The organism is Rhodospirillum rubrum ATCC 11170 (assembly GCF_000013085.1).
GTDB lineage: Bacteria > Pseudomonadota > Alphaproteobacteria > Rhodospirillales > Rhodospirillaceae > Rhodospirillum > Rhodospirillum rubrum.
Genome location: NC_007643.1, coordinates 376,847 through 392,704, shown reverse-complemented (window position 1 = coordinate 392,704; position 15,858 = coordinate 376,847). Strand labels below are relative to the sequence as shown.

15 protein-coding genes are annotated in these 15,858 nt (G+C 64.8%); all 15 read right to left on the bottom strand.

Annotated features, from left to right (window positions below; genetic code table 11):
- Positions 1–36: 36 nt before the first annotated feature.
- On the bottom strand, positions 37–567 hold the full coding sequence (locus tag RRU_RS01695) for a 4Fe-4S dicluster domain-containing protein (RefSeq protein ID WP_011388076.1): 531 nt from the start codon (positions 565–567) through the stop codon (positions 37–39).
- Positions 568–604: 37 nt separating this feature from the next.
- The gene (locus tag RRU_RS01690; protein ID WP_011388075.1) at positions 605–1,069 is read right to left on the bottom strand and encodes a hydrogenase 3 maturation endopeptidase HyCI; all 465 of its coding nucleotides are present in this window, start codon (positions 1,067–1,069) and stop codon (positions 605–607) included.
- A gap of 9 nt (positions 1,070–1,078) precedes the next feature.
- Entirely contained in the window at positions 1,079–1,600 is a 522-nt protein-coding gene (locus RRU_RS01685) for an NADH-quinone oxidoreductase subunit B family protein (RefSeq protein ID WP_011388074.1), read from the bottom strand.
- A 19-nt stretch (positions 1,601–1,619) separates the two neighbouring features.
- Entirely contained in the window at positions 1,620–3,215 is a 1,596-nt protein-coding gene (locus RRU_RS01680) for a complex I subunit 5 family protein (RefSeq protein ID WP_011388073.1), read from the bottom strand.
- Positions 3,216–3,228: 13 nt separating this feature from the next.
- Positions 3,229–3,894, bottom strand: a complete 666-nt coding sequence (locus RRU_RS01675; RefSeq protein ID WP_011388072.1) for a hydrogenase 4 membrane subunit — start codon at positions 3,892–3,894, stop codon at positions 3,229–3,231.
- Positions 3,887–4,414, bottom strand: coding sequence for a 4Fe-4S binding protein (locus tag RRU_RS01670; RefSeq protein ID WP_011388071.1), 528 nt, complete (start codon positions 4,412–4,414; stop codon positions 3,887–3,889). The genes RRU_RS01675 and RRU_RS01670 overlap by 8 nt, the downstream gene beginning before the upstream one ends.
- An 8-nt stretch (positions 4,415–4,422) precedes the next feature.
- Positions 4,423–5,325 (bottom strand): respiratory chain complex I subunit 1 family protein, encoded by a 903-nt coding sequence (locus RRU_RS01665; RefSeq protein WP_011388070.1) that lies wholly within the window; start codon positions 5,323–5,325, stop codon positions 4,423–4,425.
- Positions 5,326–5,327: 2 nt separating this feature from the next.
- Positions 5,328–7,013, bottom strand: a complete 1,686-nt coding sequence (locus RRU_RS01660) for an NADH-quinone oxidoreductase subunit C (RefSeq protein ID WP_011388069.1) — start codon at positions 7,011–7,013, stop codon at positions 5,328–5,330.
- 13 nt (positions 7,014–7,026) lie between these two features.
- Complete coding sequence (locus tag RRU_RS01655; protein WP_011388068.1) at positions 7,027–9,051, bottom strand: proton-conducting transporter membrane subunit; 2,025 nt, start codon at positions 9,049–9,051, stop codon at positions 7,027–7,029.
- 7 nt (positions 9,052–9,058) lie between these two features.
- Positions 9,059–10,576 (bottom strand): hydrogenase 4 subunit D, encoded by a 1,518-nt coding sequence (locus RRU_RS01650; RefSeq protein WP_011388067.1) that lies wholly within the window; start codon positions 10,574–10,576, stop codon positions 9,059–9,061.
- Entirely contained in the window at positions 10,569–11,852 is a 1,284-nt protein-coding gene (locus RRU_RS01645) for an aldehyde ferredoxin oxidoreductase N-terminal domain-containing protein (RefSeq protein WP_011388066.1), read from the bottom strand. The genes RRU_RS01650 and RRU_RS01645 overlap by 8 nt, the downstream gene beginning before the upstream one ends.
- A complete protein-coding gene (locus RRU_RS01640; protein ID WP_011388065.1) occupies positions 11,852–12,265 on the bottom strand; it encodes a 4Fe-4S dicluster domain-containing protein in 414 nt (137 codons plus the stop codon). Before RRU_RS01640 ends, RRU_RS01645 begins: the two co-directional genes overlap by 1 nt.
- Before the next feature lie 160 nt (positions 12,266–12,425).
- Entirely contained in the window at positions 12,426–13,358 is a 933-nt protein-coding gene (locus RRU_RS01635; RefSeq protein WP_011388064.1) for a formate/nitrite transporter family protein, read from the bottom strand.
- A gap of 78 nt (positions 13,359–13,436) precedes the next feature.
- Positions 13,437–14,825, bottom strand: coding sequence for a [Fe-Fe] hydrogenase large subunit C-terminal domain-containing protein (locus RRU_RS01630; protein ID WP_011388063.1), 1,389 nt, complete (start codon positions 14,823–14,825; stop codon positions 13,437–13,439).
- Between the two features lie 17 nt (positions 14,826–14,842).
- A complete protein-coding gene (locus tag RRU_RS01625) occupies positions 14,843–15,427 on the bottom strand; it encodes a 4Fe-4S dicluster domain-containing protein (RefSeq protein ID WP_014625912.1) in 585 nt (194 codons plus the stop codon).
- Between the last annotated feature and the right edge of the window lie 431 nt (positions 15,428–15,858).

Genomic DNA, 15,858 nt, shown 5'->3' with positions numbered 1-15,858 from the left:
CTCTACTCCTTTAGGCGATGGATGTGCTTGTCGCGCTCAGAGGGACATGCCCGAGGCGTCGAGGGCGGCCTGGAGCTGGCGCTTGCGCAGCACCTCCTGAACCCGCTCGCGATCGACAAGATGAAGGGATTTGGTCGGACAGGCGTCGATACAGGCCGGACCGGCGGCGCGCTCGATGCACAGGTCGCACTTATGGGCCTCGACCCGGCGGCTATCGCCGTCGTTGCCATGGGCCGACGCCTTCACCACCTGCATGGCGCCGAAGGGGCAGGCCATGACGCAGTTCTTGCAGCCCATGCAGCGGGCCTGATTGACCTGCACGGAGTCATGCGAATAAACGATCGCACCGTTCGGGCAGGCGTTGAGGCAGGGAGCGTCGTCGCAGTGGTGGCACTGGATCGGCGTGGTCACGGTGGCGGTCTTGATCACCCGCAGCCGGGGAGAAAAGCTCTCCTCCGACATCGAATTGGCGCCACCCTTGCCGTTGGAATGGGCGACGACGCAGGCGACTTCGCAGGTGCGACACCCAATGCATTTCTTGGGGTCGGCGATGACGAACTTGTTCACGGTTGCCCTCCAGTTAGCGCCCTTTGGTTTGCGCTCGTCATTTCAAAAGCTCCTTGAGTAGGTCAGACAGGGAGGCCAGCGTCCGGCTCACGGCCGCGCTCATTGGCGTCCCCAAGGAGATGGATTGAGGCTGAATGCCCAGGACCACGATCTCGCCCCCGCCGCTTTCACGGAGGTACTGGAAGAAAAGGGTCAGCGGCAGCTGATGCGTTCCGGCATGGCCAGCCGCGATGGTCTCTTCCTCCAGGAGCGCGAAGTCCCCCGGCTGGGCGCCGAAGTCCGCCGCATCGACGAAAAGGATGGTGTCGGCCCGGGTCTCGAGAATTCGTCGGGTATAGGCTTCCGGTATCTCCCCCACATCCAAGAGCGCCGCGTTGACTTTCCCGGTCAGCATCTCGACCAGGCGCGGTCCGGCGCCGTCATCACCGCGCAAGGGGTTGCCCGCTCCCACGACCAGAACCCGGCCCTTCAGGCGCCCGCCCAGGTCATCGAAGATCGTCATGGCCCGCCCCTACTCGGCCGTTTCGCGCGGGGGCTCGGCCGCCGGCTTGCGCACGGGGATCGGCAGGGCGTGTTCCTGGCGGTAGCTGTAGGGCTGGGCCTTGGCCTCGACCAACCCCATGGCCACCGCCACCCCCCACAGGATGGCTTCGGGGCGGGGCGGACAGCCGGGGATGTAGAAGTCGACGGGCACCACTTTGTCGGCGCCGCCCAACACGTGGTAGCTGTCAAACCACATGCCGCCGCCCACGGCGCAGGACCCGCAGGCGATCACCACCTTGGGGTTGGGGGTCTGCTCATAAAGCCGGCGCAATCGGGGTTCGGCGGTGCGGGTGACCGGCCCCGAGATCAGCAGCACATCGGCGTGGCGGGGCGAGCCAACCAGCTTCAGGCCGAAGCGCTCGGCGTCGTAATAGGGGGTGAAGGCGTTGACCTCTTCGATGTCGCAGCCGTTGCAAGCTCCGGCGTTCGCATGAAAGACCCACAGCGAGCGCTTGAAGACCTTGCGCATGATGAAATCATAAAGGGACATGGCCGTTTCTCCGGGCGCGCTAGCGCAGCAGCACGCCGACCGATAGGTCGATGAGACGGTTGAAGACACTGAGGTTGAGACCGGTGACGACGACCAGAACGGTCATCGTGACAACGACGCCGATCATCATCACCGGATAGCCCTGGTGGGGAACCCGACCGCCCACAGCCAGGACGGCGGAGCCGTCAAAAGCCGGGGTGCCGGCGGAGCCGTCAAAAGTCGGAGTTGCGGCGCCATCGCCAAACGCCAGGGCGGCGTCGCCGGAAACGTCGGTGGAACCGTGGTCGTGGTCGGTGTTGCGCAGGAAGATCAGATAGCCCGCGCGCACCAGCACGGCGATGGTGATCAGGCTGGTGAGCAGCGCCACGCCCAGAGCCCACCACAGATGGGCCTCGGCGGCGGCGGTGTAGATGGCGAATTTGCTCCAGAAGCCGTTGAGCGGCGGCACGCCGCTGATCGCCAGGGCGCCGATGAAGAAGCAGAGGGCGACCAGCGGCGAATGCTTGCGCTTGCCCAATTCCTCGATCGAGGTGGTGCCGCAGGAATAGAGCAGCAGGCCGGTGCACAGGAACAGCATGGCCTTATCAAGGGCGTGGTTCATCAGGTGATAAACCGCGCCGTAAAAGCCCAGGTACGAGCCGATGCCCAGGCCCATGATGATATAGCCGACCTGACTGACCGAGCTGTAGGCGAGCAGGCGTTTCAAGTCGGTCTGGCTGAAGGCGGCGATGATGCCGCCCAGCATGGTGATCGCGCCAAGGACGATGCAAAAGACGCCCAAAGCACCGTGACCGGCATAGAACAGGCTGGCGATGCGGGCGATGGCGTAAATGGCGACCTTCAGGGTCACCCCCGACAGCAGGGCGCTGACCGGGCTTGGCGATTGGGAATGGGCGTCGGGCAGCCAGGCGTGGAAGGGGATCAGACCGGCCTTGGAGCCAAAGCCGATGATGATCAGCACGCAGCCGACGACCACGGCGGTCGGCGGCAATTGGTCGGCGACGGTGGCCAGTTCGCTGATCTGCATCGCCCGGTGGCCGCCGAGCAGCGGCACCGCCGCCGAATACAGAATGACGCAGCCCAGCAGGCCCATGGTGATGCCGACCGAGCACAGAAGCAGGTACTTATAGCCCGCTTCCCAGGCACCCGGCTTGCGGTAGTAGGTGACCAGCAGGGCCGAGGCCAGGGTCGTCGCCTCGACCACCACATACATCATGATGACGTTGTTGGTGACGGTGACCGCCGCCATGGTGGCGATGAACACCGAGTTCAGCACGAAATAGACCGGCAGCCGCGTTTGGGAATACTGCCCGGCCTCGACCTCGTGGCGCAGGTAGCCGATCGAGAACAAGGTGGCGGCCAAGCCGACGAAGGTGACGACGATCGCCACCACCGCCGACAGGGCATCGGCATGGAACCAGCCGCCCAGGGCGAAGAGGTCGCCGCTTTCGGCGATACGGAAGGCCATGGTCACGGCGACGGCGAAGGCGCCAAGCGCCCCGGCCACCGAAGGCGCGCCGGCCAGGGCCGAGCGGGCGCGGCCCAAGGGATATTCCACGACCGCCCCCAGGGCGGGAATCAGGAATAACAGAAGTAGTAAGGATGAATTCGCCATTGTCCCGGCTCCCTCAGCCATTCAGCTGCGAAATATTGGTGGTGTCGGTGGAGCCGACGGCGCCGTAGATCGAGCGGACGACGTAAAGCATCATCCACACCGAGATCACGACATCGGTGACCACCCCGATCATCGCCGTCTCGGCGATGGTCGGCGCCAGGCTGGCGAGGCTCAGGTGGACGGCGTTTTCCAGAAGGCACAGACCGATGACGATCTTGAAGGCGTCGCGGCGGGTGAGCAGGGCGTAGAAGCCGATCACCAGAACCACCGCCGCCACCGCCAGATTGAGCCGGTAGGGCTCGCCGATCAGCTCGGCGGTGATGACCAGATCGTCGTGGTGGTTGAAGGTCCACCAGAAGGCCAGGGCGGCGACGACCACGGCGAGGATGAACGACAGCGCCGCCCCCATCATCGGCCGGGTCTCCTCGGCGCCGACCTTGTTCACGTATTGGCGCAGCAGCCAGGGAATGATCACCCCCTTGCTGACCAGCGCGGTGCCGGCCCAATAATAAAGGGCGTGGTTATCAAGCGCCGTGCCGTAGAGAACGAACATCAGGGCCATCAGCACCGACTGGCACTGATAGGTGAAGATCGCCCCTTTCAGATAACGCCATTCGACAACGACAAACGAGGTTACGATAAGAAGAAGACTTATATAGATCGTCGCGCCGCTAGCCATTTTTGATGCTCCCTTCGATCACGGAGCCGGTCTTGTCAAGCCGGCATTGCGGGCACTGCCAAAGCCACTTGGGAACATCGATCTTCTTGTTCATCCACGGCGGACAGAACTCGGTCAGCATCTTGTCGAGCATGCGCTTGGTCATGAAGGCCTTGCCGCAGGTCTCGCAGTGGACCATGTCGAGCTGGACCGAGACCGTCAGGTTCTTGCGGTCGGCCGTCGCCATCTCGAAGTCCTCGGTGCAGGTCATCGCCCCGGTCGGGCAGATTTCCTGGCACCGCGCGCAATAGGTGCAGCGCGAATAGTTCAACTCGACCGTGCGGGTGCTCGCCGCGTCGTTGACCTCGATCAGCCGGGGCGGACAGACCTCGGCGCAGGCGCCGCAGCCGATGCATTTGGCGCCATCGATGGTCGGCCGGCCGCGAAAGCGCGGCGGGGCCTTCAGCGGCACGAAGGGATAAGGAAGGGTGACGCGCCCGGCCCGCAGGCAGATCAGGGCTTCTTTGATTTTGCTCAGCATGATGCCCCCTACAGACCCATGACCGCCAAGACCAGACCCCCGACCGAGAAAGCGACCACCGCGTAGAAATAGCGGATGCTTTGATGGATTTTGAAACGGGGAAAGATCTGGGCGATGACTTCAATAATAACGGCGACGATCACGACCTTGATCAGGGTGGCAAGGATGTCGAGCGGCACGAAATTCATGTGCGGCCACGGCAGGAACCATTCGACGAACAGGGTGATCAGCACGATTTGCTTGGCGTAAAACGACCATTTGAACAGCGCCAGCTTGCGGCCCGAATATTCGATCAGCGGCCCTTCCATGATCTCGGTCTCGGCCTCCGCCTGATCGAAGGGAACCTTCGACAGCTCGGCGGGCAGGATCAGGAAGAAGGCGATGGTGGCGATGATCATCGACAGCGCCGGGGCGCCGGCGGCATAGGCGTTGACGCAATCGGCGAGATTGAGCGAATGGGCGCGGATCCCCGAGGTGATCAGGCAGATCGCCACCACCGGCTCGACCGCCATTAGGGTCATGATCTCGCGGTTGGCCCCGGCATAGGCATAGGGGCTGCCCGAGGCCATGCCGCCTAAGCACATGCACAGCGGCGCCATGGTCAGCACATACAAGAAGACGATGGCGTCGCCCGAGAAGCCCAGCGGCGAGAGACCGGCCATCGGCACGAACAGCGCCGAGAGGATGACCGAGGCCATGCAGACCACCGGGGCCCAGGCGAACAACAGCTGATTGACGCCGCGCTGGTCCTCCTTGACCAGCAGCTTGGCCAGATCGAAGTAGGTCTGCAGAATCGGCGGCCCCTGGCGGGAATGGATGCGGGCCTTGACCTGACGCAGAACGCCATCAAGCAGCGGCGCGGCGCAGACCACCAAAAGAACGTTGAAGATCGCGAGTCCGACGTTTTCCACGATTACCTGCCCCCCGCCCGACGGGTCAGCGCCAGCAGGTCTTTTTCGGTGTAGGTGCGGATGGCTTTGCTTTTCGTATCGACCGTGAGCACGCGTTCGGTGCACGAGAAGCAGGGATCGATGCTGCCGATGATGATCGGGAAATCACCGATGCTCATGCCCTTGAGCATCAAGGGCACCGCCTGAAGCTGCGGATAGGTCGCCGCGCGCACCCGCCAGCGGTAGGGACGGTTGTCCTTGCCGGTCTGGACGTAATGGACGCATTCGCCGCGCGGCGCCTCGGCGATGCCATAGCCCTCGCGCCAGGCCGGGATCGGGCCGAAGCCGGCCATGATCTCGCCCTCGGGCAGCTTGGTGATCATCTGCTTGATCAGATCGACCGAGGAGCGCACCTCGTCGACCCGCACCAGGGTTCTGGCCCAGATGTCGCCGCCCTCGTGGAACGACGGCTTGAAATCGAGATCGGGGAAGGCGGCATAGGGGTAATCGGCGCGGGCGTCGATATGGACGCCCGAGGCGCGGGCGGTCGGGCCGACCACGCAGATGCCGCGCGCGTCCTCGTGGCTGAGCACGCCGACCTTGACCATGCGCATCTTCAGCGACTCATCGCCGGCCACCGCCGAGATCAGCTCTTCGCATTCGATGCCGATCTTGGTGACGGCGGCCATGATCTTGTCGCAGATGGCGCTATCAAGATCGCGGCGCACGCCGCCCACCAGATTCATGCCATAGGTCTTGCGGTTGCCGGTGATCTCCTCGACCAGCCACATGATCGGCTCGCGGATGCGCCACGACTGCATGAGCACCGTGTCGAAGCCCAGGTAATGGCCGGCAAGCCCCAGCCACAGCAGATGGCTGTGCAGGCGCTCCAGTTCCATCATGATCGAGCGGATGTATTTGGCGCGCGGCGGGATCTCGATGCCGGCGGCGTCTTCCACCGCCATGCAATAGCAGGCGCTGTGAACGAAGCCGCAGATGCCGCAGACCCGCTCGGCCATGAACGGCACCTGATTATAATCAAGGACCGTATCGCTGAGCTTTTCGATGCCGCGGTGCGAGAAGAACCCCCGGTAATCCGAGCCGATGATCTCCTCGCCCTCGCAGAACAGGCGGAAATAGGCCGGCTCATCCAGGGTGGGAAAGAACGGGCCGACGCTGATGATCGTCGCCTTGCTTTCGTTGCCCAACGGGTCGCGCAAAGGCGTGGTGATCTTCTCGGCCTTGGGCGGCTTGAAGTCGTGGGGGAAGTCCTTGCGCATCGGAAACAGGTCTTCGGGCCAGTCTTCCGACAGCAGCAGGCGGCGCGGATTGGGATGGCCTTCGGCGACCACGCCCAGCATGTCGTAGTTCTCGCGCTCGTGCCAATCGGCGCCCGGGATCAGATCGGTCAGGGTCGGGACCTTGGGATCCTTGGGGTCGGTCGGCTCGGTGAGGGTGAGAAGGATGCCCTCGGCGTCCAACGAGAAGGCATAGATGATGTCGTACTCGCCGGTCACCGGCCCCATGTCGGTGCAAACCCCGGTGACCAGCCGGCCTTTGAGGTCGTTGAACACATAGGCGGCGAGCGTCCGGATGTGCTCGGTGGTCGTGCGCAGATAAAGCCGGTCGGGCTGGGGGGCGAGGCCGCGGGTCACGCATCCGGGAAAGCGGGCGTTGATGTCGTCGAGAATGGTTTGTGGCGTCGTCATGGTTTTCAAGACCTCACATCAGCCAGAGGGCGAAGACGATGGCCAGGGCGCCACCCGCCACCTGCCAGGACAGGTAGAGCTGGGGAACACCCGTATGGGCCCGGCTGATCGCCTTGCTGGATTTGCGAAAAAGCGCGCCGATCGGGAAATAGAGCCACTTGTCGAGATCGAGGAGCCGGGGCAGCAGCGCCGGCAGCGACAGGGTGGGGAACGGGTGCTGGCGATAGACCGGGGCGATCAGCTTCTTAAACGGGCTGTAGAAGCTTGAAGCGCGGTAGCGCACCAGTTCGTCGTCGATCTCCTCGCCGCAGTTCCAGATCTGCGCCGGGCGCGAGGGCACCTTGACCGCGCCGTGGATCAGCGCCGACAGGGCGAAGCTGACGGCCAGTCCACCGATCACCACCAGCGGCGCGAAGACGGTGAGGGTCGTGCCCGAGGCCGAGGTGACCGACAGCCCCGACCACGGCAGGGCGCTCAGCACGCTGGGGCCAAGATCGACGCCGGCGCCGGCGAAGGCCGGATCCAGCACGCCAAGCAAGGTGGCGACCACCGGGCCGGGGAAAACGCCCATCACCAGACAGACCACGGCCAGGAACACCTCGACCGCCTCCATCGACCGCGGGCAGCCAAAGCCGCTGCCGACGAAGCGCTTGGGCAAGGTGCCAAGATAGGCGGTGCCCATGTATTTGACGAAGGAGGCCAGGGTGACGGTGCCGATGAAAATGGCGACGACGGCGGCCAGGATGTAAACGGGGGTGCTGACGTCGCCGAAGATAGCGCTTTGATAAAGCAGCCACTTGCTGACGAAGCCGTTGAACGGCGGGGTGCCGGCGATCGACAGGGCGCCGACCAGGGCGCAGCCGGCGGTCAGCGGCATCACCGCCGACAGGCCACCCAGCGAATCAAGGTCGCGGGTGCCGGCGCGGTAGAGGATCGAGCCGGTGTTGAAAAACAGCAGCGACTTGAAGCAGGCGTGGTTGATCAGATGATAGAGGCAGCCAAGAAAGCCAAGCGCGGCGAACAGCGGATTGCTGCCAAGGAAGGTCAGACCCAGGCCGAGGCCAAGCAGCACATAGCCCATCTGGCCGATGGAATGCTGGGCCAGCAGGCGCTTGCAATCGTGTTCGCCCAGGGCGCGCAGGGTGCCGACCAGCATCGACAGCACGCCAAACAGGGTGATCACCATGCCCCAGACATGGGTGGCCTCGCCCAGCGGCAGGGCCCACAGGAAGATGCGCAGCATGCCGTAGATGCCAAGCTTGATCATCACGCCCGACAGCAGCGCCGACACGCTGGCCGGGGCGGCCGGATGGGCCTTGGGCAGCCAGATGCCCAGCGGGAACATGCCGGCCTTGGTGGCGAAGCCGATGAAGAACAGGCTAAGCAGCCCGTAAAGGGCGACCGGATTCTCGGCCTGAAGGGCGCCCAGGGTCTTGGCGACGGCGGCGAAGGAGGTCGACCCGCCCCAGGTGCCCAGCACGATGATAGCCAACATCAGCCCCATCGAGGTGAGCTGGGTCATGAAGAAATAGATGAAGCCCGCCGACAGGTTCTCCTTATCCCGGTTCTCGAACGTCACCAGGAAATAGGAAACCAGGGTCATGAACTCCCAGCCGAAGAAGAAACAAAACCAGTCCGAGGTCGTCGCCACCATCAGCATGCCGGCGATGAACAGCGGGAAAGGCACGTAATAGCGCCGGGCGTCCTCATCGGGGTAATGGGCGATATAGCCCACCGAATAGAGGGCCGAGGCGGTGCCGAGCACGGAAATCAAGATGACGAAGATCGCGCTCAGGCCGTCGATGGTGAAGGCGAGGCTCGAGGTCAGGCCAAACAGCGGCACGGTTCCCAGATCGAAGGCGATCGGCCCTACGGTCAGAGCGGTGACGGCCAGCCCGAGCATGGCGAGGCAGGCGACACCGACGCCGACCAGCGTGATCGACCCCGCCAGGGACTTGCGGTTTCCGGCCAGCAGGGTGAGGACCGGAAGGGCGGCGAGGACGGCGAAGGCGCCGAGGAAAACTTGCGTTGTGCTCATGATGATCTCACCCCCCGAACGACTGTTGGATCATGGGCAGCGCGAAAACGGTGGAGAGCACGCTGAAGGCCATCAGGACGATGAGGGGGATCAGCATGGCCGCGCCGGGGTCGCGCGCATTCTCGGCGGTCGGGGAGACGGGGCCGAAGAAGACCTTGTGGACGATGTGCAAGAACCAGGCGAAGCCGGCGACGCTCTCGGCCAGGGTGAGGACGGCCAGCGTCCAGCCCCAGGTCGAGCTGAGCTCGATGGCGCCCGAAACGATCAGGTATTTGGACCAGAACATGTTGAAGGGCGGCATGCCGCTGATCGCCATGGCGCCCAGCACGAAGGCCAGCGCGGTGACCGGCATCTTGCGGCCCAGACCGCTGAGCAGGCCGATCTTGCGGGTGCCGGTGGCGTAGGAAATGGCGCCGACGGCGAGGAACAGCAGGCTTTTGGTGAAGGAATGGCCAACGAGATGAAGCATCCCGCCTTCCAGCGCCGTCCGCGAGCCCATGGCGCCCATGGCGATGCCCAGAACCATGTAGCCAAGATTGGCGATGGTCGAGAAGGCGAGCAGCCGCTTCAGATCATCTTGCGGGAAATAAAGGACGACGGCCAGACACATGGTGACGATGGCGATGACGCTGAGCGCCAGCCCGAGTTCGGGCGGGAAGGCGTCGACGCTGAGCGCCAGCCGCGCCAGCAGATAGATGCCGGCCTTCACCATCGCCGCGGCGTGGAGATAGGAACTGGCCGGGGTCGGGGCGGCCATGGCGGTGGGCAGCCAGGTGAAGAAGGGGAATTGGGCGGCCTTGGCCAGGGCGGCGATGCCCATGAAGGCGATCACCAGACTTTTCAGGCCCGGGGTCAGCAGATTGATCGCGTCGAACGCGAAAGAGCCGGTCTCGACATAGATCAGCACCACGGCCGCGGCGAGGAACAGCCCGGCGCCATGGGTGATGAGCAGCGCCTTATAGGCCGACTTCAGGGCCTCGGCATCGCCATAGAACGAGATCAGCCCCCAGGAACACAGCGTCGTCAGTTCCCAGAACAGGAAAAGCTGGAAGTAATTGGGCGACGACACCAGCCCGACCATCGCCGTGATGAACAGGCAAACAAAGAAGTAATAGCGCGCCAGATTGGCGTCGGAGGGGTGCTCGACGTTGCCCAGGCTCATGTAACCGCCCGAGTAGAGCACCACCAGGAAGCCGCAGAGCGTGATCACCACCAGCATCAGGCACGACAGCGGATCAAGCGCCAGCCCGAACAGGGCCTGATCGCTGGCAAGCCAGGGCAGACGCCCCAGGCCGAGGGTCCAGGGACCGGGGAAAACGGCCAGAATGGCGGCGATAGCGCCGGCCAGGGCCAGCCCCGAGAAGATAAGCGAGGCCAGGAAAATCACGCCATTGGCACCGGCCCGGGGGGAAGCCGGCCGATGGCCCGCCCCGTTCCAGCGGGGCACGGCGCCCGGCCCATGGCCCGAACCAGGGACGGCGGCGCCGCCCGCGGGCAGGACCCGGGTCACAACATCATCAAGCATTTTGGTGTCCCCCGATGGACAGGATGGTCGAAGCGGTGGCGGGGATCCCGGTGGCGGTCCGCAGCAGGCGGGCCAGGGTGTCGGCGTCGCAGACAAAGCCGGTCAGCGGGCACAGACCGGCGGCCTCGGCCACCGCCGGCAAGGGATCGTCCGAAGACGGCGCTATATCGGGCACCACCAGATAGCCGCCGACGGCGTACCCACCGTGGCGGGGCGGCGGGGCGGCCTCGGCGTTGGGCGGCGGAGCGATGAAGGCCGGGCGCTCGCCCGCCGCCATCGCCTTCACCGCAAGCGCCGCGTCCTCGTCGCCCAGCCCGGCCAGACCCTGACGGGTCGGGCCATAGGCCAATCCGTGATCGACGATGAAGCGGTAGTCGCCCAGCCGCGCGGCGCGGGCGCCGGGCAAGGCCTCGGCATTGAGCGCCATCGTCTGGCGGGCGCCCGAACGCGCGGTGAAGGTGGCGAAGGATAAGGTGGCGCCGACGCAGCCCATCGGCCGGCCGGGGGCGCGCCCAGCGGGCGCGGCGGTGGTGGCGGCGCTGGCGACCAGCATCACGTCGTCGATCGGATCCCCCGACAGCGCCAGGGGCGCGGCGATGACCTGGGCGCGGGCGGCCAGGGCGGCTTCGACGAAGCCATGGGTATCGGCGACGCGGAACCCCCGGGTGCCGCGAACGGCGATGCCTTTCAGGTTTTTGGCGCCAAGAACCGCGCCCATATCCAACCCGGCGCCGATCCCCTGATCATCGACGATCACCGCCCCGGCGACGGCGTTCTCGCCGGCCGGGCCGATGCCGCAGAAGCGGGCCTCGGGATGGGTGGCGGCGCGCACGGCGCGCAGGGTGGGGATAACCGTTTCGCCCCACAGCCCCTTGGCCGGGCGCAGTTCGACCACGTCATCCTTGATCCACAGATACAGCGGTTCGGCCGAGCGGCCTTCGATGACGATGGCGTCATAGCCGGCGTATTTCAGTTCCGGGCCGAAGCCGCTGGCAAAGCTGGCGACGGCCGGGCGGCCTTGCGGCGGCACGGCGGTGACCACGGCGTGCTGGCCGCTGTTGGGGGCCAGGGTGCCGGTCAACGGGCCGGTGACGAAGACCACCCGGTTGGCGCCGCTAAACGGATCAATCGTCTCGCCGTTTGCCGCCCCGAACAGGTGAAGACCAAGGGCGCCGGCGCCCAGATGGGCTTTCGCCGCGCCGTCCTCGAGCGCCTCCTTGCGGATCGCGCCGGTACTCAGATCGACGCGAAGCAGGTGTCCACACCAGCCAAACATCAGCCGCGCCCTCCTTTTGAAAAGACTTTCATCTTGCGCGCGGCGACCAGCCGCTTGGCCGCATTGGCGGTCGCCGCCTCGCCGCTGACGATGGCGCCCGACGGGCAGGCCTTGGCGCAGAGGGGATCGCCGTCACAGAGGTCGCATTTCAGCATCTTGCGGCTGCGCTCATCCTGGAACGTCGCCCCGAAGGCGCAGATCTGCATGCACATCGTGCATTTGATGCAGCGGGTTTCGTTGATCAGCCGGGCGCCGGTGACGACATCGTCGGTGATGGCATGGGCCGGGCAGACGGCCATGCATCCGGCGTCGTCGCATTGCAGGCAGGTGACCGGAACGGCCTTTTCGCCGGCGGTGCGGGCGAGCACCCTGACCCGGGAGCGCGAGGGATTGAATTCCTCCTCGTGCGCCATCGAACAGGCGACCTCGCAGGCACGGCAATTCGTGCATTTCTCAGGTGTGATCAGTAAGACGGCCATCGTTTTTTTCCTGAAGTCGGATCGGTGCCGAACGCCGCGCCCACAAGCCCCGCACTGGGACCGCCGGGGGGAAGCCGCCCCCCGGCGGCTGGACCTATTCGGCTGCGCTCAGGGAGCCTTTCGAACCGGCGAGGGTGGTGGCGGGGCAAGCGGCGATCACCGGGCACTTGGCGACGGAGAAGGGGACGGTGGCGGCGGGCGCCGGCGTCGGCTTCTGGCCGCGCAGATAGGTGAACCAGTAGAACGAGCCGACGAAAAGAGCGCCGCCAACAATGTTGCCAAGCGTCACCGGCACCAGATTGTTGACGATGAAATTCGACCAGGTCAGCAGATCGAGCTTGTCGCCAAGATGACTGGCTTCGACGGCGGCGATATTGGCTTTGGCGAAGATCGCGGCGGGGATGTAGTACATATTCGCCACGCAGTGCTCGAAATTGCTCAGCACGAACAGCGTGATCGGGAACAAGATGGCCAGGACCTTGCCGGCGGTATCCTTGGCCGAATAGGCCATCCACACGCCCAGGCAGACCATCCAGTTACAGAAGATGCCGCGAACGAAGGCCTCGGTGTAGGTCAGCGACAGCTTGCCGACGGCGGTCTTGAGCACATAGGCGCCGACATGGGCCTCGTTGGTGTTCCACAGCCCCGACAGGTCCATCATGGAGGCGACGACCACGGCGCCGGCGAAATTGGACAGCCAGACCAGCGTCCAATTGCGCAGCATGGCGTTGACGCCGACCTTGCGCTCCAGGAAGTCCATCCAGATCAGGACATTGCCGGTGAACAACTCGGCCCCGGCGATCATCACCATCATCAGGCCGGTCGAGAACACCAGCCCGCTGATCAGCCGGCCGATGCCAACGCCCGAAGCGTCATGGGCGGCCAGGGTGGCGGCCTCGGCGCCCAGCGCGATGAAGCCGCCGGCCAGGAAGCCCAGGGCCAGGATTTTGGAGGCCGGCATGGCGGCCTTCAGGCCGTAGGTCTTGACGGCGTTTTCCGCGATTTCCTTGGGAGTGTAGTAACTCATCGTTCGCCTCAATCGGTCTTATCGTTGCAACACCGTGGGGTCCGCGCCCCAAGCGACGGGGCGCGGCGAGGGAGGGAGTTAGGGGGCGGCCGCAGGTTCGGCGTATTGGGTGTGGAGACGGCGGTTCGACTTGTCGCCGATGGCCTTGCCGAAGTAGCCGCCATAGAGGGCGACGATCGACGGATGGCCGGGAAGCCGGCTCCACGCCTCGGGCGCCGCCGGCGGCAGGTTCTCGATCCGGGCGCGGTAGCGCGCCGGTTTCTCGGTTTCCAGCAGCACCTTGGGCAACCCCGCCCCCGAGGCGCAGCCCTGGGGACAAGACGCGATCTCCAGGAACTGGAAGGCATTGCGCCCGGCCTTGATCGCTTCAAGATAGGGAACGGCCTTGTCGAAGCCGGCCACCGTCAGCGCCTGAAGCGTGCCGCCGGGATAGGCCAGCCGGGTCAGCCGGGTGGCCTCGTCAAGCACCTCGACGGTTTCGCCCGCCGGCGCGCCGACGCCTTCGCCCTGGCCCAGGAACCAGCGCCCGGCGCCCAGCACCGCCCGCGACACATCGCCGGGAGCGCAATAAAGGGTGTCGAGGCCTTCGATCTCGGGAAAATCGTTGTCGAATTCGCCATCGCCCAGCAAAGGCACGTCGATGCCGGCGTCCTTGATCAGGATGGCGAGCTCGCGGGCGGTCAGCACCGTATCGATATCCGGGCAGCCGCAGGTCATCATCTCGGGACGTTCGGCCTCGGCCTTATGGGACAGGCAGGCGACGACCGAGACCTTGTGAATATTCGCCGGGGCGAGATTGGCGGCATCGGCGAGATAGGAGTTGTAGAGGGCGCCGGCGATCTGATGGGGGGACTTCACCGTCGACAGGTAATGCAAAAGCTCGGGATAGCGCCGTTCCAGGAAGGCCACCACCGCCGGACACGACGAATTGATCACCGGCAGATTGCCGCCATTGGCCAGACGGGCCGCCATCTCGTGGGCGGTTTCCAACACCGCCAGACCGGCGGGGAAACTGGTGCGGTACACCCGATCGAAGCCCAGCTGGCGGGCGGCGCTGGCGATCTTGAGCGGCGACAGGCTGCCCGGGGGCAGGCCGAAATCCTCGGCCAGGGCGACGCAGGCCATGGTGTCGACCTGCATCACCGTCATCCGCTTGGGGGTGGCGAAGGCCTTGCGCACCGCCTCGATCCGGCTGGGATCATGGGCGGCGAACAACGGCTCCTTCAGCGAACCGGGAAGGCCGCGCCGTTTCAGGCGGACCGGGCGCGGCGTCGGGAAGGCGTCGAAAATCGAATCAAAGGCGGCGCAGGTGGCGACGCACCGCCCGCAGGACACGCAAGCCGCCGCCTCGATCTCATGGGCCTTGCCCCGGCTGCCGGCGATCGCCTGAACCGGACAGGTTTCAACACACCGCCCACATCCGGTACACAGCTCGGGATCGATGGTTACGGTCGGTTGGATCGACATGCTCATATCCCTCTGGCTCACAGACCGGAGAATTTCATGCTGGACACCAGATCCTCGACGGCGCCCAGGGCGCGCCGCGCCACTTCGGCGGCGGGATCGACGATCGACAGGACGTTCTGGGGACAGGCGTTGACGCAGGCCGGGCCATCGGCGAGGCCGCTGCACAGGTCGCATTTATTGGCTTTGTAACGGACCTTGACGGCGCGGCTCGGCCGGCCATCGGCCGGGGTGATATAGACGGGCGCGGCATCGGCGGGCTGGGGGACGAATTCGGTGGCGCCGAAGGGGCAAGCCATCAGGCACAACCGGCAGCCGACGCAGCGCTCGGCATCGACCAGGACCTTGCCGTCAACCCGCGAGATCGCCGCCATCTTGCAGACCGAGGCGCAAGGGGCATCCTCGCAGTGACGACAGATCACCGGCACCGTCACGTCGTCGGTGACGACGACGAACAGCCGGGGCACCAAAGGACCGTCCAGAGCGCCCACCGTTTCGGGCTTGTCTTCCGAATGAGTAACGGCGCAGGCAATTTCACACATCCGACAGCCAATACATTTGTCGCTATCGGCAAGAATGAAGTAATTCAGCGAATCGGGTTTCAACAGTCGGACCTCCAGACAGCATCCACCAGCCACGGCCGAGGACGGACGCACCATTTTAGTCTTGACGAAGGATGTATTGCTTAGGGGGGAAAGGACCTTAAGTTTAGGCAGGCCTCATTGGTCACGGGAACGGCTTAGCTGGTCCCTTAAATGCATTCCCCATGCCAAAACCGCTCTCTGGATATGGGTATTTTACAAACCCGCGGATTTCCGGGGTTTCTTGGGGTCGGACCCGCCCTCTTTCGTTTCGACTCGCTTTTTGTCAGCCCGCTGACACACCGTCACCGGTGTCGAGAAGCGGGGCGACTTCGTCACCAGTGACGAAGGGGGAGTCGATATCGTCACTTTTGAAGATTTTGCGAACGCGTCTCAAATTCTAATTGCCCTTGACTTGTTCAAATCCCGCGTCGACTTTATCTGCCGGTTGTTCG

What these genes read in the sequence shown, in the direction of transcription:
- RRU_RS01635 (WP_011388064.1), bottom strand. Translation starts at nt 13,358, where the DNA reads ATGAGTTACTACACTCCCAAGGAAATCGCGGAAAACGCCGTCAAGACC.
- RRU_RS01630 (WP_011388063.1), bottom strand. Translation starts at nt 14,825, where the DNA reads ATGTCGATCCAACCGACCGTAACCATCGATCCCGAGCTGTGTACCGGA.
- RRU_RS01640 (WP_011388065.1), bottom strand. Translation starts at nt 12,265, where the DNA reads ATGGCGCACGAGGAGGAATTCAATCCCTCGCGCTCCCGGGTCAGGGTG.
- RRU_RS01650 (WP_011388067.1), bottom strand. Translation starts at nt 10,576, where the DNA reads ATGCTTGATGATGTTGTGACCCGGGTCCTGCCCGCGGGCGGCGCCGCC.
- RRU_RS01680 (WP_011388073.1), bottom strand. Translation starts at nt 3,215, where the DNA reads ATGGCGAATTCATCCTTACTACTTCTGTTATTCCTGATTCCCGCCCTG.
- RRU_RS01690 (WP_011388075.1), bottom strand. Translation starts at nt 1,069, where the DNA reads ATGACGATCTTCGATGACCTGGGCGGGCGCCTGAAGGGCCGGGTTCTG.
- RRU_RS01645 (WP_011388066.1), bottom strand. Translation starts at nt 11,852, where the DNA reads ATGTTTGGCTGGTGTGGACACCTGCTTCGCGTCGATCTGAGTACCGGC.
- RRU_RS01675 (WP_011388072.1), bottom strand. Translation starts at nt 3,894, where the DNA reads ATGGCTAGCGGCGCGACGATCTATATAAGTCTTCTTCTTATCGTAACC.
- RRU_RS01670 (WP_011388071.1), bottom strand. Translation starts at nt 4,414, where the DNA reads ATGCTGAGCAAAATCAAAGAAGCCCTGATCTGCCTGCGGGCCGGGCGC.
- RRU_RS01655 (WP_011388068.1), bottom strand. Translation starts at nt 9,051, where the DNA reads ATGAGCACAACGCAAGTTTTCCTCGGCGCCTTCGCCGTCCTCGCCGCC.
- RRU_RS01685 (WP_011388074.1), bottom strand. Translation starts at nt 1,600, where the DNA reads ATGTCCCTTTATGATTTCATCATGCGCAAGGTCTTCAAGCGCTCGCTG.
- RRU_RS01660 (WP_011388069.1), bottom strand. Translation starts at nt 7,013, where the DNA reads ATGACGACGCCACAAACCATTCTCGACGACATCAACGCCCGCTTTCCC.